The 22,760-nt window shown below is 55.6% G+C and carries 15 protein-coding genes; 9 read left to right on the top strand and 6 right to left on the bottom strand.

Going from position 1 to position 22,760, the window contains the following annotated elements:
- The first annotated feature begins 207 nt into the window (after positions 1-207).
- Positions 208-834 carry a hypothetical protein gene (locus METLA_RS0102380; protein ID WP_024297032.1) on the top strand — a complete coding sequence of 209 codons (627 nt, stop codon included), beginning with the start codon at positions 208-210 and terminating at the stop codon, positions 832-834.
- A 316-nt stretch (positions 835-1,150) separates the two neighbouring features.
- A complete protein-coding gene (locus tag METLA_RS0102375; RefSeq protein WP_024297031.1) occupies positions 1,151-2,929 on the top strand; it encodes a multicopper oxidase domain-containing protein in 1,779 nt (592 codons plus the stop codon).
- A gap of 283 nt (positions 2,930-3,212) precedes the next feature.
- Here METLA_RS0102375 and METLA_RS0102370 read toward each other — a convergent pair whose 3' ends face one another.
- The 4 genes from METLA_RS0102370 to cysS all read right to left on the bottom strand — a co-directional run bounded on the left by METLA_RS0102370 (position 3,213) and on the right by cysS (position 9,004).
- Positions 3,213-3,662, bottom strand: coding sequence for a cyclic nucleotide-binding domain-containing protein (locus METLA_RS0102370; protein WP_024297030.1), 450 nt, complete (start codon positions 3,660-3,662; stop codon positions 3,213-3,215).
- Positions 3,663-3,813: 151 nt separating this feature from the next.
- Positions 3,814-6,609: a cation-translocating P-type ATPase gene (locus METLA_RS0102365; protein WP_152539511.1), complete on the bottom strand. Its 2,796-nt coding sequence runs from the start codon at positions 6,607-6,609 to the stop codon at positions 3,814-3,816.
- A 225-nt stretch (positions 6,610-6,834) separates the two neighbouring features.
- Positions 6,835-7,464: a methenyltetrahydrofolate cyclohydrolase gene (gene fchA / locus METLA_RS0102360; RefSeq protein ID WP_024297028.1), complete on the bottom strand. Its 630-nt coding sequence runs from the start codon at positions 7,462-7,464 to the stop codon at positions 6,835-6,837.
- Between the two features lie 130 nt (positions 7,465-7,594).
- Positions 7,595-9,004 carry a cysteine--tRNA ligase gene (gene cysS / locus METLA_RS0102355; RefSeq protein ID WP_024297027.1) on the bottom strand — a complete coding sequence of 470 codons (1,410 nt, stop codon included), beginning with the start codon at positions 9,002-9,004 and terminating at the stop codon, positions 7,595-7,597.
- Positions 9,005-9,143: 139 nt separating this feature from the next.
- On the opposite strand from cysS, the gene METLA_RS0102350 reads away from it, so the two are divergent.
- The 4 genes from METLA_RS0102350 (at position 9,144) to METLA_RS0102330 (ending at position 13,644) form a co-directional block, all read left to right on the top strand.
- Positions 9,144-9,722: a peptidylprolyl isomerase gene (locus METLA_RS0102350; protein WP_024297026.1), complete on the top strand. Its 579-nt coding sequence runs from the start codon at positions 9,144-9,146 to the stop codon at positions 9,720-9,722.
- Between the two features lie 90 nt (positions 9,723-9,812).
- A complete protein-coding gene (lpxH, locus tag METLA_RS0102345; protein WP_024297025.1) occupies positions 9,813-10,529 on the top strand; it encodes a UDP-2,3-diacylglucosamine diphosphatase in 717 nt (238 codons plus the stop codon).
- A 271-nt stretch (positions 10,530-10,800) separates the two neighbouring features.
- Entirely contained in the window at positions 10,801-12,654 is a 1,854-nt protein-coding gene (locus METLA_RS0102335) for a methanol/ethanol family PQQ-dependent dehydrogenase (protein WP_024297024.1), read from the top strand.
- A gap of 120 nt (positions 12,655-12,774) precedes the next feature.
- Positions 12,775-13,644, top strand: a complete 870-nt coding sequence (locus METLA_RS0102330; protein WP_024297023.1) for a quinoprotein dehydrogenase-associated putative ABC transporter substrate-binding protein — start codon at positions 12,775-12,777, stop codon at positions 13,642-13,644.
- Positions 13,645-13,698: 54 nt separating this feature from the next.
- Here the strand turns inward: METLA_RS0102330 and malQ are convergent, their stop codons facing one another.
- The gene (malQ, locus tag METLA_RS0102325) at positions 13,699-15,183 is read right to left on the bottom strand and encodes a 4-alpha-glucanotransferase (protein WP_024297022.1); all 1,485 of its coding nucleotides are present in this window, start codon (positions 15,181-15,183) and stop codon (positions 13,699-13,701) included.
- Between the two features lie 581 nt (positions 15,184-15,764).
- Positions 15,765-17,024: a glucose-1-phosphate adenylyltransferase gene (gene glgC, locus METLA_RS0102320; RefSeq protein WP_024297021.1), complete on the bottom strand. Its 1,260-nt coding sequence runs from the start codon at positions 17,022-17,024 to the stop codon at positions 15,765-15,767.
- Between the two features lie 93 nt (positions 17,025-17,117).
- Between glgC and glgB the strand changes: the two genes are divergently transcribed.
- The 3 genes from glgB to METLA_RS0102305 all read left to right on the top strand — a co-directional run bounded on the left by glgB (position 17,118) and on the right by METLA_RS0102305 (position 22,732).
- Positions 17,118-19,505, top strand: a complete 2,388-nt coding sequence (glgB, locus tag METLA_RS0102315) for a 1,4-alpha-glucan branching protein GlgB (protein ID WP_029646335.1) — start codon at positions 17,118-17,120, stop codon at positions 19,503-19,505.
- Positions 19,506-19,512: 7 nt separating this feature from the next.
- Positions 19,513-20,946 (top strand): glycogen synthase GlgA, encoded by a 1,434-nt coding sequence (glgA, locus tag METLA_RS0102310; protein ID WP_024297019.1) that lies wholly within the window; start codon positions 19,513-19,515, stop codon positions 20,944-20,946.
- A gap of 280 nt (positions 20,947-21,226) precedes the next feature.
- Positions 21,227-22,732, top strand: coding sequence for an endonuclease/exonuclease/phosphatase family protein (locus tag METLA_RS0102305; protein WP_024297018.1), 1,506 nt, complete (start codon positions 21,227-21,229; stop codon positions 22,730-22,732).
- Positions 22,733-22,760 lie beyond the last annotated feature (28 nt).

The raw sequence follows: 22,760 nt of genomic DNA, 5'->3' as shown, positions 1-22,760 counted from the left end.
ATAAGCACCGAATCTTAAATACTGGCCTGTATTATTGGAACAAGTGATGACAGGTTCGTGACGGGATAATGAACGCTTGAAGACAAGGCTCAGGCCGAGGAAAAAGCCATCCAGGCACCCCGCACGAAAACCCTGGAATTGACTACACTTGACGATTACATCAAAGTAGCCTCTATTTAGTGTGTTGAGATCAATCAGGAGAAAAAAATGAAACTGGAATTACCGCGCTCTTTGCGAAAAGATACGCATCTGCAAGGACTGATTTTTCTGAACGGAGAAGAGCGGGACATCATCGTGAAAAATCTGTCGATTACCGGCCTGCTCGCTGAAATGGATCAGCAAAAAGGCGCCGAAAAAGACATCAAGGATATTTTTAATGCGCTGCGCTCTTCAACCCTGGTCGATATTTTCATTCCGTCGATGCGTCTGGCCGGCGAGGTTGAAGTGATCCGGGCCGAGCCCGAAAAAGACAAGATATTGATCGCACTCGAATTTAAATCGGTTGCCTACGACGCCGATGATTTCATTTATCGCAGGAATGCGTACCGCCAAAGGATGCCGGGGACCGGCCGCATCCTATTGCATGGCGCCTATCATCCCTTCACGGCGCAAAATGTTTCGGTCGAAGGCCTGATGATTCATTTGAACGCGGAAGTTACAGTCGAACCGCTTGGCACGAAGGCCGCCTTCGAATTCGAGCCCCTCGAAATGTCCGGGGAGGCGCGCATCATCTGGTTAGAACATCCGCACCCCAACGAAACCTTGATGGGCCTGTGCTATGTGCATCTGAAATACGCCGAACCGAAGGGCCTTCCGCGTTTTGCGAACCGATGACCGGAACGGACGGCTGCAAAACCTGTAGCCGAGTTGTCCCTTGCCTGTGCCCACTTTCTGCCGATCGACTTGTGGATCGGCGTTTTTTACGGCTTCGCCTTGCACTTCACCGGAAAACCGGCGCCCCGTCCTGCCGGTTTTATCTTGCCGAACTTTTCACCCTGGCATCCATCCTTTATAATTCCTGGATTTTATTGATGTCGTACTTGCCGTCAAGGAAGACTTCGACGTTCTAATTTGTTAGAATCAGTAAGGAAATTAATGCTTGCTCCCAACGGGACAAGCGTTTTATTCGTGTCGTTTTCCGAGGTAAATTATGCAAAAAAAGCTTCTTGCCATTCTTTGTGGCGCCCCCCTGCTCCTTGCGCCCACCTGGAGCCAGGCCGCCAACGATCTGCCGCCCAACGGAAAAACCGAACTGGGCGAGGTGGAAGAAGTCTGTTCGAACTTCACCGATCCCGAGTGGCGCAAGGCCCAGACGATTGACGGCGTCGACATCCAGGAGTCGCTGCTCTGCAACCCGGACAATCCGGCCGAAATCGCCGCGTTTGTAAAGGGCACCAACGGCATTTCGATGGATACCCTGATGCAGACCCAGCTCGCGGCCGACGCGATCACGGTATCCGACGACATGGACGGCGACGGCGACCCGGACAAATACATCATCAAGCTCGAAGTCGCCGAACTGAACGGCCATTCGCCGGACATGAAGGACCCGACGACCACGTTCGACATCGCGCCGGGCATTCAACCGACCTTCTGGGTGTTCGCGCCGAAAACCCGCGACATGTCGACGCTGAGCCTCTATGAACCGATCGCGAACCCCTTGCTGCGTTCGCCGTCGCCGGTGATCCGCGTCGAACAGGACGACATCATCTGGCTGGTGCTCGAAAACACCCATTATCTGCCGCATTCGATCCACCTGCACGGCATCGACCATCCCTACATGGATCACATGGGCAGCGGCAACGACGGCGTCGGCCAAACCAGCTCGATGGACGTGATGCCCGGCGGCAAGAAAACCTATGTGATCAAGCCGCGCCAAGCCGGCACGATGTATTACCATTGCCACGTACAGCCGCATGTGCATATTCCGATGGGGCTGCAAGGCATGTTCGTGATCGAGGAGAACCGGCCGAACAACTGGCCGCAAGTCTTCAACGTCGGCGCGGGACAAGTTCGCCACCCTTCGGTCGGTGTCCTCGAAAAATATAACTCGGAATATGACCTCCATTATCAATCCGCGGACAAGGAACTGCATCAACTCGCCCGGTCGGTCAATGACCCGCGTCTGATTGCGAAACGTTTGAATCTCGATTACGACGTGACCGATGCGAAGGACGATTATTACATGCTGAACGGCCGTTCTTTCCCTTATACCTTAAGAGAATCGCTGGTCGTTTTGGAAAAGGACCAGAAGGTCAAACTGCGCGTCTATAACGGCACCCAGGAAACGATCGCTGTGCATATCCATGGACACAAACCGACCTCGACGCACTACGACGGCGTCGACAACGGCCCGAACTCCTTTATCACCCGCGACGTGCACGGTTTGACGCCGGCGCAGCGTCTCGATCTGGAGCTTTCCGGCGTCGATGACGGCTTGCACAGCTTTGGCGAGGGTGTCTGGATGTTCCACGACCATGTCGAAAAAGCCTTTACGACCGACGGTGTCGGCGAAGGCGGCGATATCAGCCTGGTCGTCTATAAAAGCTTCCTGAACGAAAAAGGCATTCCGTCGCTGCACGGCATGAGTCTCGCGCCTTATTTCACGAAAGAATTCTGGCAAAGAAAATACCCGATCTGGCAGGACATGGATGAATGGCACAGCCTCGGCTTTCCTGACGTGAAAACCGGCTATCAGCCGGCCAAGAAAGCCGTGCAGATCGTACAGCCAAGCTCGGTCGATACCCCGGCAAACGCGCCAGGCGCTTCGGCGCAGGCGCCCGGCGCCGCCGCCTCGGAAGAATCCTCCGTATTCGGCAAGCTGTTCTTCGGCCTACTGCTCGGATTGTTCAGCTATTGGGGGATCATCAAACGGGAATGGCTGCTCGGATTGTTCAGAAAACTGGTCAAGAACAATATCGGAAACTGACAGAAACTTGCTGAATGACGGCGCAGGGAGGCGCCGGTTGTCGGCAATACATTATCCTAGAAAAATCAGTTGATCCACAAAACACACCAAAATCACGAAAAAACTCAGAAAGTTATTGCGTAGAAAAGCGACACCCTCCGGGTGATCGAATCACGAGATCTACCACCTTGATTTATTTCGTGTCTTTCGTGCTTTTCGTGGACTAACTGCGGTTTTAAGGATTATTGCTGAACTACAGCCTGAGCCTAAAGCGGCTCAGGCCATCGAGAAAACGGCACGGCTTTTAGGCCGCACTCTCGTTCAGATACAACTGCAGGACGGTTTTAGTGCGGATATTGTTCTGGCGCAGATGCCGCACCAAATTCATGAATATTTCGCGCAACACAAAGTAGCCTTTTTCCGGATTCTGATCCATAAAGCGGATCAGGCTCGGTCCGTCGATCCTGACAATCTCGCAATCGGTCAGCGCGACCACTTCCGCGCTGCGCCGCTCACCGTCAAACATCGCCAACTCGCCGAAAAAATCATTTTCTCCGAGACGCGCCAGACCCGCGGACAGCTTATCGCCGCCTATAACCCTTGATCTGACTTGCACTTCGCCTTGCAAAATAAAATAAACATCCTGTCCTTCGTCGCCTTCTTCCAAGACGATGTCCTGCTTGCGGTACACCGATTTTTCAAACGGCACGATTTTTGAAAAAAGTGGATCATCCAGTAAAGTCAATATATTCATCGCTGCCCTGCTCCTGCCAAGGTAAATAATTTGCCTGGATTGTAATACTAGCAGAATATCCATTTAATTCTTGCGGATAATAAAATTATCGGCGTCTTAATAGGGCTGGATCGCGGCGGCTTCGGGAAACTATCCATTATTTCGTTCGAAATCAATCGATTCGCCGGCGCAGCAAGACTTTTCTGAGCTCCAATACCGCCAACGGGATGAATCCCAAGCCCAGCCAGGCCACAGCATGTTTCAAGGAAAGCGGCTCAAGCGAAAATAGGGACCGGAGCGCCGGCACATGATGAATCAGCCATTGTAAAAAAAAGCTCACCGAAACGGTCAGGAACAGCCAAAAATTCGACAACAGACCGACTTCAAAAATGGTCCTGCCGTTGCTGCGTGCGCTAAAGGCCCATAGCAGTTGCGCCATCGCCAAGGCGGTGAAGGTGGCGTCTCGCGCGTGTTCCAAGCCGTCGCCATCCAGATAAAATTCGTAAGCAAAGGCAGACAGAGAGACGGTTGCAATCAAAAAGCCCGCCAAGAGGGTCAGGCGAATAAAGCCGCCGTCCAGCAATTGCGCCTCCGGCGGGCGCGGCGGGCGTTTCAGCACATCGGAGGCGATCGGATCGACCGCCAGCGCCAGTGCCGGCAGACCGTCGGTGACCAGATTGATCCACAACAGATGCAGGGGCAGCAAGGGCAAAGGCCAGCCCAACAGGGCAGCAACCAGCATCACCGTCAACTCGGCGGCATTGCCGGCAAGCAGATAAACCAGGGTTTTCGCGATGTTATCGTAGATGCCGCGCCCCTCTTCGACCGCCGCGACGATAGACGAAAAGTTGTCGTCGGTAATGATCAGATCGGCGGCCTCCTTGGTCACTTCGGTGCCGGTTCGCCCCATCGCGATGCCGATCGCGGCTTCCTTCAACGCCGGGGCGTCGTTGACTCCGTCGCCGGTCATCGCCACCACCTTGTTGCCTACCTTCCAGGCGCGCACGATACGGAGTTTGTCTTCGGCGGTCACCCGCGCATAGACCGAAATGCGTTTTACCGCTTCGGCCAGTTCTTCATCCGACATCTTCTCCAGATCGCGGCCGGTAACCACCTTGTCGCCCTCGGCCAGGATGCCCAATTCATGCGCGATGGCGGCCGCAGTGTCGGGATGATCGCCGGTAATCATCACCACCTTGATGCCGGCACTCCTGCAGCGCGCGACCGCGCTCTTCGCCTCGGCCCTCGGCGGGTCCTGCAGACCGAACAGGCCGAGAAAAATCAATTCCCCTTCGATTTGCTCGGCTGCGCCACGGCTATCGGGCAAAGGCCTCCGGGCGACAGCCAGCACGCGTAACGCATCATGCGCCATCCATCCCGCAGATTGGTTTATCACCGCCCGGTCTTCGTCAGTCAGCGGCCGTATCGTGCCGGCGTCTTGAATATAAGCGCAACGCGCCAACACGACTTCCGGCGCCCCCTTGGTAAAAGCAAGGGCCGTATTTCCCTGCCGGCGCATCACGGTCATGCGCTTACGGTCGGAATCGAAAGGCAGCACAGTGAGCCGAGGCGCGCTCATTTCGATATCGCCTCGGCTGATGCCGCCTTTGGCCGCGGCGACCAGCAAGGCGCCTTCGGTCGGATCGCCGATGATGCCGTCGCCGATAATCTCGGCATCGTTGCAGGCGGCAGCGGCATACAATAACGCATGGAGATCCGGATCATCCGCCGGCTTGCGCTCCTTGTGTTCGGATAGAAACACGCCATCAACGCTATAGCCTTCGCCGGTCACGGTGTACAAACGCCGGCCGCCGACCAGCCTCCGTGCGGTCATCTCGCCGACTGTCAAGGTGCCGGTCTTATCGGTGCAGATCACTTCCGCGCAGCCCAAGGTTTCGACCGATTGCAGGCGGCGCACCAGGGCGTTGCGGCGAATCATGCGCTGCACGCCCAACGCCAGAGCCACCGTCACGACGGCCGGCAAGCCTTCGGGAATGGCGGCCACGGCCAGACTGATCGCGGAAAGGAATATTTCGAAAGGCGCAATCGAGCGCAGCAACCCCAACACCGAGACCAACGCCACGATGCCGAGGCAGGCCCACAAAAGATAGCGCGTGGTTTTATCGAGCCGCTGTTGCAGCGGAGTGGCGCCGCTTTCGGCGGTGTCCAGCAATTGCGCGATATGTCCCAACTCGGTGCGCATGCCGGTAGCAATCACCAAGGCCTGTGCGACGCCACCGACAATACTGGTGCCGAGAAACACCATATTGCTGCGATCCGCCAAAGGCGTTGTGTGCGACAAAATGCCGATCGTCTTGTCCACCGACAGGGATTCGCCGGTCAAAGACGCTTCGTTGGCGCGCAGCGCGGAGGCGCTAATCAGGCGCGCGTCCGCCGCCACCAGATCGCCGGCTTCGAGCTGCAACAGGTCGCCGGCCACGACCTCGGAGGCGGCGCAAACCAGCGCATGGCCGTCCCGCATCACCCTGGCTTTGGGCGCGGCCAAGCGCGCCAAAGCGACCGCGGCTTTTTCGGCGCGAAACTCCTGAATGAAACCGATCAACGCATTCAGCCCGACAATCGCAATGATCGCGATGCCGTCGGCCTTTTCGCCGAGATAGACCGATATCGCCGCCGCGCCGATCAGTACCCAGATGACCAGACTGGCAAACTGCCTCAAGAAAATAGCCAGCGGGGATACGGCCTTGCCTTTACGCAGTTCGTTGCGGCCGTCCTGCTGCAAACGCCGCAGGACTTCTGCCGAATTCAAGCCTTGGGTAAGATCGACGGCTAACTCGTCCGCAACGATTTTCAGCTCACGGTCATGCCACGACCGGCGCACGATGCTTCGAGGAGAATGGGAAGGGATTTTCCGCCGGAGACGGAAAATATCGACAATGACCAGCAAGCCCGTCAATACGAAAACCGCCGACAGGCCCCAGACTACACAAAATGACTCTTTGAACATCATAGATGCCACCCTGACATGAATTACCGCGATCAAGACAATTACACATCAATACGGAAGTTAATGCACAAAAAAAGCGCAAAAACGCCCCGGCCTTCTGCGTTCAGAGGCATTGTCCACGAAAAACACGAAAGCCACGAAAAATTTCATAGCCCAATCCGTTCAACCTTTGCTTTCAGCTTGTTTTCGTGTCTTTCGTGGATATTAACCGTGCGGGATATCCGCTTATAATTTGGCCTTCACGATTTGATAGATTTCCTCGGCCGCCGCTTCTGCGCCGTGCAATAACGCTTCCAACTCGGCCAGTTTGGCTTCCGCGAAATCGCGGTCTTTCAGGCTGCCGGCGTTGATATAGACATTCAGCGCCGCGCTTTTCAGCGCCCCGTAGCCGGCCATCGCCGCGACGCCCGCGTCGCTGATCACGCCGAGGTTGCCCTTGTCGGCGGCGATCCGGCTCAGGTCGATCGCTTCGCGGCAGGCCCCCGCGCAGGCCAAAGGCACCTCGGTCGCTTCTCTCAAGGCCTCCTGGATCGCCGCAGAGCGCTCGGCCTTTTGTTCGTCGGTGTCTTTCGGCAAGCCGTAGGTCGCCATCAGTCGGTTGAATACATCGACATCGGCCTTGATCATGTCGGTCAGACTTGCGCGCAAGGCTTCGGATTTTTCGAGCAAGGCTTGCATATCGGCTTCGACTTCGGCGTATTTGGGCTTGCCGATCGTCAGGTTGCAGACCATGCTGGTCAAGGCGGCGGACTGCGCTCCCATCACCGCCGCCGCGCCGCCGCCGCCCGGTGTCGGCGCCTTGCTGGCCAAGTTGTCGAAAAAAGTTTTTAGAGATTGATCTTTGATTTCGGTCATGTGAGGGAGAAGATGTGTAGGGTGGATAAGCGCAGCGCATCCACCTAATGAGACTCCTTTGGTGGATGCGCTGCGCTTATCCACCCTACCTGCGAAAAGTCGGAAATACTTTATAATCGGAATCAACGGCTCAGCCGCGCCGCCAACTGGTCGTGCCGTTCGGCGCATCTTCGAGGATGACGCCCTGTTGCTTCAGATCGTCGCGGATTTGATCGGCCAGCGCCCAGCTCTTGGCTTTTTTGGCGTCCAGGCGGGCCTGGATCTGCTGATTGATCGCTTCTTCGGAAAGGCCGCCCTCCGCGGCATGAGCGGCCGACGCTGCTGCCGCATCGCCTTTCAGCCACGCCTCAGGCTCGGCCTGCAACAGGCCCAGCAAAGCGCCCAGTTGCTTTAGGCTCGCCGCCAGTTGCCCGGCCCGCTCGTGATCACCGTCCTTGCTCTTGTTCAACTCGCGCGCGAGATCGAACAACACCGAGACCGCAACCGGCGTATTGAAGTCGTCATCCATCGCCTGCGCGAAACGGCTTTGATAGTCGGCCAGCACCGGCAAATCCGGAACGGCGATCCCGCGCAGGGCGGTGTAAAGCCGGTTCAGCGCGGTCGCCGTCTCGTTCAGTTGCTCGTCCGAATAATTGAGCGGGCTGCGGTAATGGCTCGACAGGATGAAGAAGCGGATGATTTCGGGCCGGTATTGCTTGAGCACTTCGCGCACGGTGAAGAAATTGCCGAGCGACTTGGACATCTTTTCTTCGTTGACTCGCACGAAGCCGTTGTGCATCCACAGGTTCACGAACTTCTCGCCGGTCGCGCCCTCGGACTGGGCGATCTCGTTTTCGTGGTGCGGAAACTGCAAGTCCATGCCGCCGCCGTGAATGTCGAAATGATTGCCGAGGCAGCAGGTCGACATCGCCGAGCATTCGATGTGCCAGCCGGGGCGGCCTTCGCCCCAGGGGGACGGCCAGGACGGCTCGTTCGCCTTGGCCATCTTCCAGAGCACGAAATCGAACGGGTTCTGCTTGGCCGCATCGACATCGACCCGCTCGCCGGCCTGCAAGTCTTCGAGCTTCTTGCCGGACAGGCTGCCGTAATTGCTGAATTTTTCGACCGCATAGAACACGTCGCCGTTGCCTCCGACATAGGCATAGCCCTTCGCGAGCAAGGTTTCTATCATCGCGACGATGGATTCGATCGACTGCGTCGCGCGCGGCTCGATGTCCGGCGGCAGCACCGCCAGCGCGCGCTCGTCTTCGTGCATCGCGTCGATGAAGCGCGCGGTCAGTTGATTGAAGTCCTCGCCGTTGTCGTTCGCGCGCTGGATGATCTTGTCGTCGATGTCGGTGATATTGCGCACATAGGTCAGGTCATAGCCCAGATGGCGAAAATAGCGCGCGACCGTATCGAACACGACCATCACCCGCGCATGGCCGATGTGACAATAGTCGTAAACGGTCATGCCGCAGACATACATGCCGACCTTGCCTTCGCTGCGCGGCTTGAAGGTTTCTTTTTGACGCGTCAGGGTGTTGTAGATTTTCAACATGAACCGAGGATTCCGTTATTATGAGCGCAAAATTGAGCCGCTCGTCTGCAAAACGGTACAATTTACCAAGCGCCCGCTTCTCTTTCAAGGCGAAAACACATAAACTTATCCGCTTTGTATCTTAGCCAAGGAAAAAATTATGCGCATCGCCTTTCTGAGTCTGATACTCGTTTTACATTCAACACTTTCATTCGCAACGGAAAACAAAATGACTGAATCTTCAAAAGTCAAACTGACCACTTCACTTGGCGCCATCGTGATCCAGCTGGATCCGGTCAAAGCCCCGGTTTCATCGCAAAACTTCCTCGCTTATGTGAACAAGGGCTTTTACAACGGCACGATCTTTCATCGCGTGATCAAGGGCTTCATGGCGCAAGGCGGCGGCTTTGACAGCCAATTCCAGCAAAAAGCGACCGACGCGCCGATCAAGAACGAAGCGGACAACGGCCTGCCGAACAAACGCGGCAGCATCGCGATGGCGCGCACCAACGATCCGAATTCCGCGACCGCGCAATTCTTCATCAACTATGCGGACAATGCATTCCTGAACCACACCAGCCCGACGCCCAGCGGCTGGGGTTATGCGGTATTCGGCGAAGTCGTCGAAGGCATGGACGTGGTCGACAAGATGGCCGAGCAAGCGACCGGCAACCGCGGCCCGCATCAAAACGTGCCGAAAACCGACATCGTGATCGAGAAAGCCGAAGTCGTGAAATAAATTAAGGCGCACGGTGAACAGCAAAGGGCGAAAAATGAGCGCCCTTTGCTTTTTCGCCATCGATCTTCGCCTGATTGCCCGCCTTAATTTATGATTCTCTTCATTTCCGATCTCCATCTCTCGCTCGAAAAACCCGAAATCCCCCGCCGTTTTCTGAATTTCCTGGAAAACCGCGCGGCGGGCGCCGAGGCGCTGTATATTCTCGGCGACCTGTTCGATGCCTGGATCGGCGACGACGACCCGACGCCGCCGAACGGCAAAATCAGACGCCAGCTCAAACAACTGACCGATTCAGGCACCAAGGTGTACCTGCAGCCGGGCAATCGCGATTTTCTGCTCGGCGAACGCTTCTGCCGGGACACCGGCGTGACGCTGCTCGGCGATTATCAAGTGATCGATTTGTACGGCATCCCCACCCTACTCACGCACGGCGACCTCTTATGCACCGATGACCTGCCTTATCAGGCCTTTCGCGCGAAGTCGCATACGCCGGAGTGGATGCGGTCGGTCTTGAGCAAACCCTTGCTGTTGCGCCTTTTAGCCGCGCGCTGGTATCGCCTGCGCAGCTTTTGGCACAAGCGTAAAAAAAGCCAGGAGATCATGGATGTGAATCAACAAACGGTGATCCGGGTGATGCAGGAACACGCCTGCAAACGCCTGATCCACGGCCATACGCACCGGCCGGCTGTGCATGAATTCCGGATCGCTGGCGATGCCGCCCGCCGTTTCGTACTCGCCGCCTGGAGCAAGGAGGCCGGACAAGTGTTATGCTGGACGCCGCAAGAGTATCGGATCGAAACTATTTAAGCGGTAGTGAACGCGGCCAGTCCGATCAAATCAAGAAAAAATAAGACTGTCACAAAATCGCAACAGTATAATTTTTTTGTGCTTTCGCCTTTAATGATGCGCCTTTTAGCCTTTTTGATATTGACTTTTTGGGCAAAATCCTTGAATCTACGCATCTGGAGTGAGCCTGTTTTTGACCCTCAGAAAAACAATAATTCACCCAAAAACTAATATTAGTCAAAAATAAATAATCAGTATTTTGCGGCACAGCAAAATACCAGGAGAGAAAAATATGAAGAAGCCTTTTAAAAGTTGGCTGTTAGCTTCCAGTGTGGCTGCAATTCTGGCCGCACCTGCAATTGCTACAGCGAACAGCGATCTTGAAAAACTTTCGCAAAACCCTGCTAACTGGTCTATGTGGGGCGGCAACTACGCAGGCACACGTTACAGCGAACTGGATCAAATCACCTCCAGCAATGTAAAGAACCTGCAACCTGCCTGGTCTTTTTCTACCGGCGTTCTGCGTGGTCATGAAGGCGGCCCTTTGGTCGTAAACGACACGCTTTACATCCATACTCCATTCCCTAACACCGTTTACGCGATCGATCAAAAAACCCAATCGATTATTTGGGAATACACCCCGACTCAAGACGCGGACGTGACCGTTCCTGTGATGTGCTGCGACACCGTTAACCGCGGCTTGGCCTACGGCGACGGTAAAATCTTCCTGCAACAATCCGACACCGTGTTGACCGCGTTGGACGCTAAAACCGGTAAACGCGTATGGAGCGTACAAAACGGCGACCCGAAACTGGGTATGACCAACACGGCTTCTCCATTGGTTGTTAAAGACAAGGTTCTGACCGGTATTTCCGGCGGCGAATTCGGTGTTCGCGGCTTCCTGGCGGCTTACGACATCAAGACCGGCCAGTTGGCATGGAAAGGCTACAGCATGGGCCCTGACGCCGACACCCTGATCGATGCCAAGAAAACCACTACCTGGAAAGACGGCAAAGTGGCTCCCGTTGGCGAAAACTCCAGCCTGAGCACTTGGGAAGGCGACCAATGGAAAATCGGCGGCGGCACCACCTGGGGCTGGACCAGCTACGATCCGAAATTGAATCTGATTTATTACGGATCAGGCAACCCATCCACCTGGAACCCTAAACAACGTCCTGGCGACAACAAATGGTCGATGTCATTGTGGGCGCGTGACGCGGACACCGGAGCGGTCAAATGGGTTTACCAAATGACTCCACACGACGAATGGGACTTCGACGGCATCAACGAAACCGTCCTGGTTGACCAAGAAGTCAAAGGCAAGATGCACAAAACCATCGTGCATTTCGACCGTAACGGCTTCGGCTACACCCTGGACCGCGAAACCGGCGAACTGTTGGTTGCTGAAAAATTCGACAAGTCGGTCAACTGGGCGACTCATGTCGACATGAACACCGGCCGTCCGCAAGTCGTGTCGAAGTACAGCACCGAACAAAACGGTGAAGACGTCAACACACAAGGCGTTTGCCCTGCGGCACTGGGTTCCAAGAACCAACAACCGGTGTCTTACTCTCCGCAAACCGGCCTGTTCTACATTTCCGGCAACCACCTGTGCATGGACTACGAACCATTCGAAGTTTCTTACACCGCAGGCCAACCGTATGTCGGCGCGACTTTGTCCATGATGCCAGCCGCCGCGGACGTCATCACCGGCCAACCGGACGGTTCCACCAACCTGGGTCAGTTCACCGCTTTTGACGCGAAAACCGGCAAGATCATATGGTCAAACAAAGAACAATTCTCTGTTTGGTCGGGTTCTGTCGCAACCGCCGGCGGCGTCGTATTCTACGGCACCCTGGAAGGCTACCTGAAAGCGGTCGATGCGAAGACCGGTCAAGAATTGTACAAATTCAAGACGCCTTCCGGCATCATCGGTAACGTCAACACCTGGAGCTACAACGGCAAACAATATGTCGGCGTACTGTCTGGTATCGGCGGCTGGGCGGGTATCGGTATCGCTGCTGGCCTCGACAGCGGCGAAGCGGGTTCCAACTCCGAAGGTTTGGGTGCGGTCGGCGCTTACAGAAGCCTGAGCTCGTTCACCAAGCTGGGCGGCACCTTGACCGTGTTTGCATTGCCTAATTAATTTCAGCGTTTTTTTAGGTTGAACAAAAAGCCCTGGCTGATTTATCAGTCAGGGCTTTTTTATTCGCAGCGTTTCGTATTTTATCCCCCCTATCAACCCTTTCATTGGAGGAAACTATTCATGCAGGCAAAGCCCACTCTTCACCGATTGCTGATCAGCGCCGTGTTGGCCGCAACCGCCACGACACTCCAGGCGAAAGAAAAATTCAAGGTCTGCGCCGACCCGTTGAATCCGCCCTACTCGACGCAAAAACAAGACGGCTTCGAGAACAAGATTGCCGAATTGTTTGCGAAAAAACTCGGGCAGGAAATCGAATACACCTGGTTTCCGCAGCGCATCGGCTTCATCCGCAATACCTTGAATGCGCCGGTCGATGAAAAAGCCGTGGACAGCAAAGAATTCAAATGCGACGTGGTGATGAGCGTCCCTGCCGATTCCGATATGGCCTTGGCCACCGAACCTTATTATCAATCGACCTATGTGCTGCTGATCGCGAAAGGCCGCGGCTTTGACGACATCAAGGAGGCACGGCAACTGGCCGATCTGCCCGTGGAAAGACAAGACGCGCTGAAGATCGCGATGTTCGACCGCGGCCCCGGCACCGCCTGGATGCAAAAATTCGGCCTACTGGACATGGGCATCCCGTACCAGTCGATGTCCGGCGATGAAGATAACAATATCGCGATGCAGCTCGACCAGGATTTGAAAGCGAAAAAGATCAACATGGTGATCGTCTGGGGACCGATTGCGGGTTACCTCGTTTCGCAAGGACCGAAGAACGGCTACACGATGATTCCGATGCAATCGACGCCGGGCATCCCGTTTGAATTCGCGATGGCGATGGGCGTCAGAAACGGCGATAAGGAACGTCAGCAAACGCTAAACAAATTGATCGCCGAGAATAAGGATCAAATCAGACGGATTATTGAAAGCTACCATATCCCGTTGACCGAGATTAAAAAGTCGGCCAAGCCGAAGGATGATGATTGATCATCTCAAAGCTGCCAGGCTTTAAAAACCTGGCAGCTCTATGACAGGGGAATCCTAACCCGTGCGTTTTCGATCGAACAACTCGACCATGTGCGCCAATCTTCCGGCTCTTTCGTCGGTCAACTGATCCCACTGAAAACGCCATTTCCAGTTGCCGACCGTGGTGCCTGGGGTATTCATCCGATGCTCGGCATCCAGTTCCAGAATGTCCTGCATCGGAATCACCGCGAGATTCGCGACCGAGCTCAACGCCGCCTGCATCAACGCCCAGTGCAGCGGAACTGAGGGAAAACCGAGATAGTCGTAAACATAATGCTTTTGCTGATGGCTCAGGTTATGCACCCAGCCGACCGTCGTATCATTATCGTGCGTGCCGGTATAAGCAACGCAGTTTTGGGTGAAGTGAATCGGCAGATAAGGATTGTCGGCATTGCCGCCAAACGCAAAATGCAGGATCTTCATGCCGGGCAGCTCGAACTGATCCCGAAGTTCCTCGACTTCGCGGGTGATCACGCCCAAATCTTCGGCCACCAGCGCTATCTCGCCGAAGTGGTCGTTGATCGCCTGCAAGAGTTCCTTGCCGGGCGCCTCTGCCCAAGCACCGTTGATCGCCGTGTCTTCACCCGCCGGAATTTCCCAGGCCGCCTCGAAGCCACGGAAGTGGTCGATGCGCAGGATATCGAACTGTTCCAGTTGCGAGGACATGCGTTTGATCCACCAATCAAAACCGTTTTTTTGCAGCGCCTCCCAATCGTAATGCGGATTGCCCCAACGCTGTCCGTTCGCGGAGAAATAATCCGGCGGGACGCCTGCAACCACCAGCATCTCGCCTGAATCACTCAGCTTGAACACATCGCGGTTGGCCCAGACGTCTGCGCTGTCATACGCGACGAAGATCGGCACATCGCCGAACAACAAGACGCCTTTCTGATTCGCATAGCCCTTCAGGCGCATCCATTGCCGATAAAACACGAATTGCTCGAATTTAATGCAGTCGATTTCGCGTTTCAGGCGCCGGCGCACTTCCTTCAACGCTTTCGGCTCCCGTTCCTTGTAACGTTCGGACCAACGATTCCAGCCTTGGCCGCCGAATTCATTTCTGAGCACGATGAACAACGCAAAATCATCCAGCCAGAACGCCTTGTCTTCGCAAAATTGCGCAAATTCTTTCTGTTCGGCGGCGCTGGCGCGATCCAGAAAGCCGTAATACGCTTGCGCGATCAGATCACTCTTGTTGAATTCGCGCGATTCGCGGATCGCGGGACCATGATCCGAAAAATTCAGCCAGCCCGACTCCACCAATTGATCGAGGCTGATCAGATCGGGATTGCCGGCATGAGCGGAAAGGCACTGATAGGGCGAGCCATCGGCATGCGTCATGCCGAGCGGCAAGGTTTGCCACACCGAGACGCCGCAATTTTGTAGAAAATCGACAAAATAATATGCATTTTGACCCAAATCGCCCTGGCGGTCGTGACCCGGCAGGGAAGTAATATGCAGGAGCACGCCTGCACGCCGTTGGTTCAGTACATTATTCAAGCAGCAATCTCAATCAAGTAGGTTCAAAAATCTGAATGGGGCTTTGCCGATCGCAGGATCGATCAACCGGTTGTACAAAGCGGGAGTTGTATAATGCAGAAACACCGCCCCCGAAAATCGGCGAACATCGAATCGCTTTGCCGCAGGCAGGTGAAAGTCTGTTTGACAGTCGAAGTCGAAGTGCCGTGATCCATTTGTCGCGGTGCAATAAACTGAACGTGATTGGGTATTCCAAGCGGAAAGGACGCCATCATGGGCCTGCTTCTGCCGCCTGCTGAAACGATCGCAACGATCGTTTAAAAGAGCGCGCGAATCGTTTTTACGAAGCCGCGATTAAAGAGCCCTGACGCAGCCTTTGGAAGGAAGCGTCATTTTTGGGCTGCTTTACTTGTAGAGCTAGATTAGACAATAATTCAGTAACGATTTCAAGGGATTTTGCTCGCCCGATACGGGGCTGGTAACGATTCGCTATTAACTGTTTGACTTTACTAGGGAGTAGATTTCAGAAAAGGCGTCGTTTGACGGCAACACTGCCGTCAAAGCCGCAGGACGCGCGCGGATTTGACGGCGTAGGAGCTCGGCTATCTAACAAAATGCAGCTTCTGACCGAGCATGTCCGGGGTGACCAGCACGATGCCGCCGGGGCTGACATGGTACTTCTTCGCGTCTTCGGCCAGATTTTCTCCGATCACGGTGCCTTCCGGAATCTCGCAGCCCTTTTCGATGATCGCTCGCTTGATCCGGCAGTTGCGGCCGATATTCGCTTGCGGCAGCACGATGCAGTTTTCGAGCGTGGTGAACGAATTGACGCGCACATTCGAGAACAGCAAGGAATGCCGCACCGAGGCGCCGGAAATGATGCAGCCGCCGGACACCATCGAATCGACCGCGGAGCCGCGCCGGTTGTCATCGTCGAAAACGAATTTGGCCGGCGGCGTTTGTTCCTGGTAGGTCCAGATCGGCCAGGACTGATCGTACAGGTTCAAATCAGGTTTGACTCCGATCAGTTCCATGTTCGCTTCGAAATAGGCGTCGATCGTCCCGACATCGCGCCAATAGCTTTGCAGGCCGCTTTGCATGTCCAGGAACGGATAGGCATTGACCAGATATTTGTCGATCACCGCAGGAATGATGTCCTTGCCGAAATCGTGGCTGGTACCCGGGGTGTCCGCATCCTTGATCAACTGTTCAAACAGAAAGCGCGCATTGAACACATAGATGCCCATCGACGCGAGCGCGGTGTCGGTCCGGCCCGGCATCACCGGCGGATTTTCCGGTTTTTCGACGAAGGCGCGCACCCTGCGGTTTTCATCGACCCCCATCACGCCGAACGCGGTCGCTTCTTGCAGCGAAACCTCGATACAGCCGATCGTCAGATCGGCGTTGCGCGCGACATGGTCCGCGATCATCGCGGCATAATCCATCTTGTAAATATGATCGCCGGCCAGAACCAGAACGTAATCGGGATTGCGCGCGCGCAGAATGTCGATATTCTGGAACACCGCATCTGCGGTCCCCTTGTACCAGGAGTCTTCGCTATGGCGTTGCTGGGCCGGCATGATATGCACGTATTCGCCGAATTCGCCGGTCAGGAAGCCCCAGCCCAATTGCAAATGCCGGATCAGTGAGTCGGCCTTGTATTGCGTCAGAATTCCGATCTTGCGGATACCTGAATTGACGCAATTGGATAACGGGAAATCGATGATTCTAAACTTGCCGCCGAAAGGCACCGCCGGTTTCGCACGCCAGTCCGTCATGTTCATCAATCGTGAACCCCGACCCCCCGCCAAAATCAAAGCGATTGTATTACGTGTTAAATGACTCACTAAATGGTCTGGCATTACATTCTCCTCGAGAGATATAGATTCACATCTATTGTCGTGTTTGGTAACATTCACTGCAAATTTATTTTACTATGACCGAGGCGAAATCCAGTGACAAAACGTTCGAAAACACCGCAAGACACTGATGCACTGAAGACTCTGACCCACCCAGCCGTCGATTCGGCGCCATCGAGCGCAGAGCCCAAGCCAAGTAAAACCTTAGAAAAACAGGAGGTTATTCAAACCACAGCGGTGACGCCTCAGGCAACGGTTTCCACGCCTAAGTCCCCTGCGCCCGCCCCCCAGCCTGTCGCCGCCACGCAAGCCAAAACGGAGGCCTATTCGGCGCTCGATGACGAACACCTGAAGATTGCCAACGCCCGTCATCACGACCCCTTCTCGCTTCTGGGGCGCCACCCCAAGAACGGCGGCGTCGAAGTCAAGGTGTTCATGCCGTATGCCGAATCGGTCCAGTTCAGCCATAACGGCAAAGCGCTCGAACGCATTGCCGGTTCCGATTTCTTCGTTTATCACGCCAAGGAAGACGACCTGCCCGCGCATTACCGTCTGACCTGGAAAGACAAGAACGGCTACAGCCACGAAAATTTCGATGCCTATGATTTCGGCACGCAAACGCCCGAATTCGACTTGCATTTGTTCGGCGAAGGCAAACACTGGCATGTCTATCAAAAGCTCGGCGCTCACCTGCATCAGGTCGACGGCGTCAGCGGCGTGCAATTTGCGGTATGGGCGCCGAATGCGGGACGCGTCAGCGTAGTCGGCGATTTCAACCGCTGGGACGGCCGCTGCCATCCGATGCGCAGCCTCGGCGGCAGCGGGGTTTGGGAGATTTTCATCCCGGACCTGAAAGCCGGCAGCCTGTACAAGTTTGAAATCCTGAACCGCAACAGCAACGAAATCCTGGTCAAATCCGATCCTTACGGCCAATATTTCGAATTCCGCCCGAATACCTCCTCGATCGTGATCAAGGAAAAGTCCTATCAATGGAAGGACCATCAATGGATGATGCAGCGCGCGAATCATAACTGGCTGCATGAACCGATGGCCATTTACGAGGTGCATCTGGGTTCCTGGCGCCGCGACAATCAGGGCAATTTCCTGAGCTACCGGCAGTTGGCGGTGCAACTGGTCGATTATGTGAAGCAGCTGGGCTTCACGCACATCGAGCTGTTGCCTATCACCGAACACCCGCTCGACCTGTCCTGGGGCTATCAGACCACCGGTTATTTCGCGCCGACCAGCCGGCACGGTTCGCCGGACGATTTTCGTTTCTTCGTCGACACCTGCCATCAGAACGACATCGGCATAATCCTGGACTGGGTACCCGCGCACTTTCCGAAAGACAGTTTCGCCCTGGCCCGTTTCGATGGCAGCGCGCTGTACGAACATGAAGATCCGCGCAAGGGCGAGCACCGCGACTGGGGAACGCTGATCTACAACTACGGCCGCAACGAGGTTAAAAACTTCCTGCTCGCGAGCGCGATCTACTGGCTGGAGGAATTCCATCTGGACGGCTTGCGCGTCGATGCGGTCGCCTCGATGCTGTATCTGGATTATTCGCGCGAACAGAACGACTGGATCCCGAACATGTACGGCGGCAACGAGAATCTGGAGGCGATCGATTTTCTGCGCGAATTGAATGCGGTGACGCATCAACAGCATCCCGGCACGGTGATCATGGCCGAAGAGTCGACCGCGTGGCCGCAGGTGACGCGTCCGACCTGGGCCGGCGGCCTCGGTTTCTCGATGAAATGGAACATGGGCTGGATGCACGACATCCTTTCCTATATGAGCAAGGACCCGATTCACAGGATGCATCACCACGATCAATTGACCTTCGGCCTGCTCTACGCGTTTACCGAAAACTTCGTGCTGCCTTTCTCGCATGACGAGGTCGTACACGGCAAGGGCGCGCTGGTCAACAAGATGCCCGGCGACGAATGGCAGCGCTTCGCGAACTTGCGTTTGCTGTTCACCTTCATGTTCACCTATCCGGGCAAGAAGCTCTTGTTCATGGGCTGCGAATTCGGCCAGGGCACCGAATGGAGCGTCAGCCGGGCGCTGGACTGGTACGTGCTCGACTATGCGCATCACCGCGGCTTGCAAACCTTGGTCAAGGATTTGAACCATCTGTACAAGACGCATCCGGCGCTGTTCAAGCACGATTTCGAACACCATGGCTTCGAGTGGATCGACTGCCACGACATTCAGCAATCGATCATCAGCTATCGCCGTAAGAGCGAGATGGAAGACCTGATCATCGTGCTGAACTTTACGCCGATGCCGCGCGAACATTACCGGATCGGCGTGCCGACCGAAGGCCTTTACAGCGAAATCTTCAATTCCGATTCGCACTATTACGACGGCAGCAACAAGGGCAATGCCGCGGTCGCGTCGGAACCGATTCCGTGGATGAATCTGCCGCACTCGGTCACTTTAACCCTACCTCCGTTAGGCGCACTGATTCTGAAGCAATAATCGCCCCATGAAAAAAATCTTATTTGTGACCAGCGAAGCCCATCCGTTGATTAAAACGGGCGGGCTCGCGGATGTATCGGGCAGCTTGCCCAAAGCCTTGGCGGAATTGTCGCAGGACATCCGCATCCTGATCCCTTATTATCAGGCGCTCAAGACCTTCGGCAACGTACGCTTCGTCTGCTCCTTGCGCATCGATAACCGCAATGTGAACATTCTCGAAACCCGGATGCCGGAAAGCAATATTCTGGTCTGGCTGGTCGATTATCCGACCTTTTTCAATTACCCCGGCAATCCTTACGTCGATGAGCAAGGCAATGCCTGGCCGAACAATGCCGAACGTTTCGCCTTGTTCTGCCGGGTCGCGGTCGAGATTGCGATGGACCGGATTCATCAGGACTGGAAGCCCGATGTGGTGCATTGCAACGACTGGCAAAGCGCGCTGGTGCCGGCGTTTTTGTCGCTCGAAGAATATCGACCGAAGACCGTGTTCACGATCCACAACCTGGCTTACCAGGGACTGTTTCCGGCCGACACCGCAACGACGCTGAATCTGCCGGGCCAGTTGCTGCACCCGGAAGGTCTCGAGTTCCACAGCCTGTTGTCTTTCATCAAAGGCGGCCTGGTCTATAGCGACTGGATCACCACGGTCAGTCCGACCTATGCGCTCGAAATCCAGACGCCCGACTTCGGCTACGGACTCGAAGGGCTGTTGACGCACCGGAATCATGTGCTGAGCGGCATCATTAACGGCATCGACATGGAACAATGGAATCCGGAAGCCGATGCCTTGATCGCGCGCAGCTACAGCGCGGAAACGCTGACCGCAAAGAAGACGAACAAAACCGAATTGCAGAAACGCTTCTCGCTGCCGGTCACCGATCAGATTCCGTTGTTCGGCCTGATCGGACGCCTGGTCGAACAAAAAGGCATCGACATGATCCTGGACTCGCTGCCCGAGATACTGGAGATGCCGTTGCAGATCGTGCTGCTCGGCAGCGGCGAAAAAAGCATGGAAAGGAAGCTGACGAATTACGCGCAGTTGCATCCCGAGAAGATCGCGGTCACGATCGGCTACGACGAAGCGCTAGCGCATCTCATCGAAGCCGGCTCGGATGTATTTTTGATGCCGTCGCGCTTCGAGCCCTGCGGTTTGAATCAGATGTACAGCCAGCGTTACGGCACCCTGCCCCTGGTCAGACGGACCGGCGGCCTGGCCGATACGGTCGTCGATGCGTTGCCGCAGACGCTCGCCGACAACTCCGCGACCGGCTTCGTCTTCAACGATGCGTCGGCGGGGTCGCTGCTCGAAGCGGTCAAGCGCGCCGCGATCTTGTACGGCAACAGCAAAGCCTGGAAACAGATGCAGATCAACGGCATGAACAAGGATTTTTCCTGGGAGCAAAGCGCCAAACAATATCTGGATTTGTATCAAAATCTGTAACGGAATGACGGCGTTCCCGCCTGCCGTGCCACTGCCATTAAGTTAAGCCGTTCGCTGAGCGAAGCGCCGTCCTGAGCCCGTCGAAGGGTCGAAGCGATTTGTTGGCTTCGGCTCCGCTCAGCCAACGATAAGTTATGCGAGGAAAACCTTAACTCAATGGCAGTGGCCTGCTGTGCGGGAACGCCGTCCGCAATGTTCCGGCCAATGTCGGCAAGGTGCATAGCGCGCCCTACGACATATCCGCCCTCCTGTCATCGGCATCCCAACCCGGCCACATCACATGAATGAAATTCAACTGCAATACGTCGAAAACGTGATCACGCGCAAAAAACGCGGCGTACAGCAGCATCTGACGTTTTTGCTGGCCGTCGATAACCTGAGCTATCACAAGCAGGTCGACGTGCTCTGGGCGGGCGAGGACGGCGTCTGGCATACCCTGCCCGCCCGCTTCCACGGCAAGCTCGTGCCGAATAGGGAATACTGGCAGGCCCATATCCAGTTTCAGCTGACCGCCCTGCAATCGCTGCCGGGCAATGTGACCTTCTGTTTGCGCTACCGCGCCGAGGAAGTCGAATACTGGGACAACAATCAAGGCCGGAATTATAGCAGCCAGGCCGACTCCGGCATCGACGTGCCGAGCCGCCAGCCGGTGCAGGTCGTCGGCTTCAGCGGCGCGATGCCGGAAAGCCGCAAATATACGCCGGTCACGGTCGCGGTCGATCAGGCGCTGGCCGCCGAAAAAGTCACCGTGCACTGGACGACCGACAATTGGCGCCATACCCATCAAACCGCCTGCCATTTCAAACGCACCTATTGGGACAAGGAGTTGCAGAGCAATGCCCGCAACCCGAATCAATACGGTTCGCAGCTATGGAAAGGCTGGCTGAAGACCGGCGACGCATTCCGTCTGCAATATACCGTCGCCGCCGAAAGCCAGGGGCGGACGTTCTGGGACACCAACCACGGCAACAATTATGCGGCGAGCCGCAAGCCGCTGAAGGTTTTGATCCTGAATCTGCACTGCTACCAGGAAGACGACCAGGATGCGAAATTTACCCGCATCGCCGAGGCGATCGACGAACTCGACATCGACATCGTGTGTTTTCAGGAAGTCGCGGAACTGTGGAACGACGGCCGCGGCGACTGGCCGAGCAACTCCGCAAACATCATCAACGGCCGCCTCAAAAAACCCTATCATTTAACTACCGACTGGTCGCATCTGGGTTTTAACAAATACCGCGAAGGCGTCGCGATCCTGAGCCGTTTTCCGCTGCTGCATCAGGAAGCGCGCTATGTGTCGGACAGCCAAGACCGTTATAACATCCACGCCCGCAAAGTCGTGATGGCGCAAATCGAGGCGCCGCACATCGGGCGGCTGAACGTTTTCTCCGCGCATTTGAGCTGGTGGGAAGACGGCTTTCAAAATCAATTCAACCGGCTGCGCGAATGGGCCGGCAGTCAGCAGAGCAAAGCCGTCATCGGCACCCTGCTTTGCGGCGATTTCAATATTGCCGCAGGCTCCAAGGGCTACCGCCATGTGATCGACACGAAGGAATACGAAGACCAGTTTCTGGCCGCGAATGCGCACGGCGCGTTCGAAAAAATATTCCGGGTCAACGATCCTTACTGGAGCAACTACCTGGCCGACGACTACCGGATCGATTATATCTTCATGAACAAAGACAGCGGCTTGTTTATCACCTCCGGCCGCGTGCTGTTCACACCCGAGGATTACGGCCAGGTTTCCGACCATTGCGGCTATCTGATGACTTTCGAACCCCACTAAGGCAACTTTCCCGAGCACTGAAAAAACC

Source organism: Methylomicrobium lacus LW14 (assembly GCF_000527095.1).
Taxonomy (GTDB): domain Bacteria; phylum Pseudomonadota; class Gammaproteobacteria; order Methylococcales; family Methylomonadaceae; genus Methylomicrobium; species Methylomicrobium lacus.
Note: the sequence above shows the minus strand (reverse complement) of the source record. Positions and strands in the feature narration are given on the sequence as shown.

Bases quoted from the DNA above. Each gene is read 5' to 3' on its own strand.
- METLA_RS0102380 (WP_024297032.1), top strand. From the start codon at position 208: ATGAAACTGGAATTACCGCGCTCTTTGCGAAAAGATACGCATCTGCAA.
- METLA_RS0102375 (WP_024297031.1), top strand. From the start codon at position 1,151: ATGCAAAAAAAGCTTCTTGCCATTCTTTGTGGCGCCCCCCTGCTCCTT.
- METLA_RS0102370 (WP_024297030.1), bottom strand. From the start codon at position 3,662: ATGAATATATTGACTTTACTGGATGATCCACTTTTTTCAAAAATCGTG.
- METLA_RS0102365 (WP_152539511.1), bottom strand. From the start codon at position 6,609: ATGTTCAAAGAGTCATTTTGTGTAGTCTGGGGCCTGTCGGCGGTTTTC.
- fchA (WP_024297028.1), bottom strand. From the start codon at position 7,464: ATGACCGAAATCAAAGATCAATCTCTAAAAACTTTTTTCGACAACTTG.
- cysS (WP_024297027.1), bottom strand. From the start codon at position 9,004: ATGTTGAAAATCTACAACACCCTGACGCGTCAAAAAGAAACCTTCAAG.
- METLA_RS0102350 (WP_024297026.1), top strand. From the start codon at position 9,144: ATGCGCATCGCCTTTCTGAGTCTGATACTCGTTTTACATTCAACACTT.
- lpxH (WP_024297025.1), top strand. From the start codon at position 9,813: ATGATTCTCTTCATTTCCGATCTCCATCTCTCGCTCGAAAAACCCGAA.
- METLA_RS0102335 (WP_024297024.1), top strand. From the start codon at position 10,801: ATGAAGAAGCCTTTTAAAAGTTGGCTGTTAGCTTCCAGTGTGGCTGCA.
- METLA_RS0102330 (WP_024297023.1), top strand. From the start codon at position 12,775: ATGCAGGCAAAGCCCACTCTTCACCGATTGCTGATCAGCGCCGTGTTG.
- glgC (WP_024297021.1), bottom strand. From the start codon at position 17,024: ATGCCAGACCATTTAGTGAGTCATTTAACACGTAATACAATCGCTTTG.
- glgA (WP_024297019.1), top strand. From the start codon at position 19,513: ATGAAAAAAATCTTATTTGTGACCAGCGAAGCCCATCCGTTGATTAAA.
- METLA_RS0102305 (WP_024297018.1), top strand. From the start codon at position 21,227: ATGAATGAAATTCAACTGCAATACGTCGAAAACGTGATCACGCGCAAA.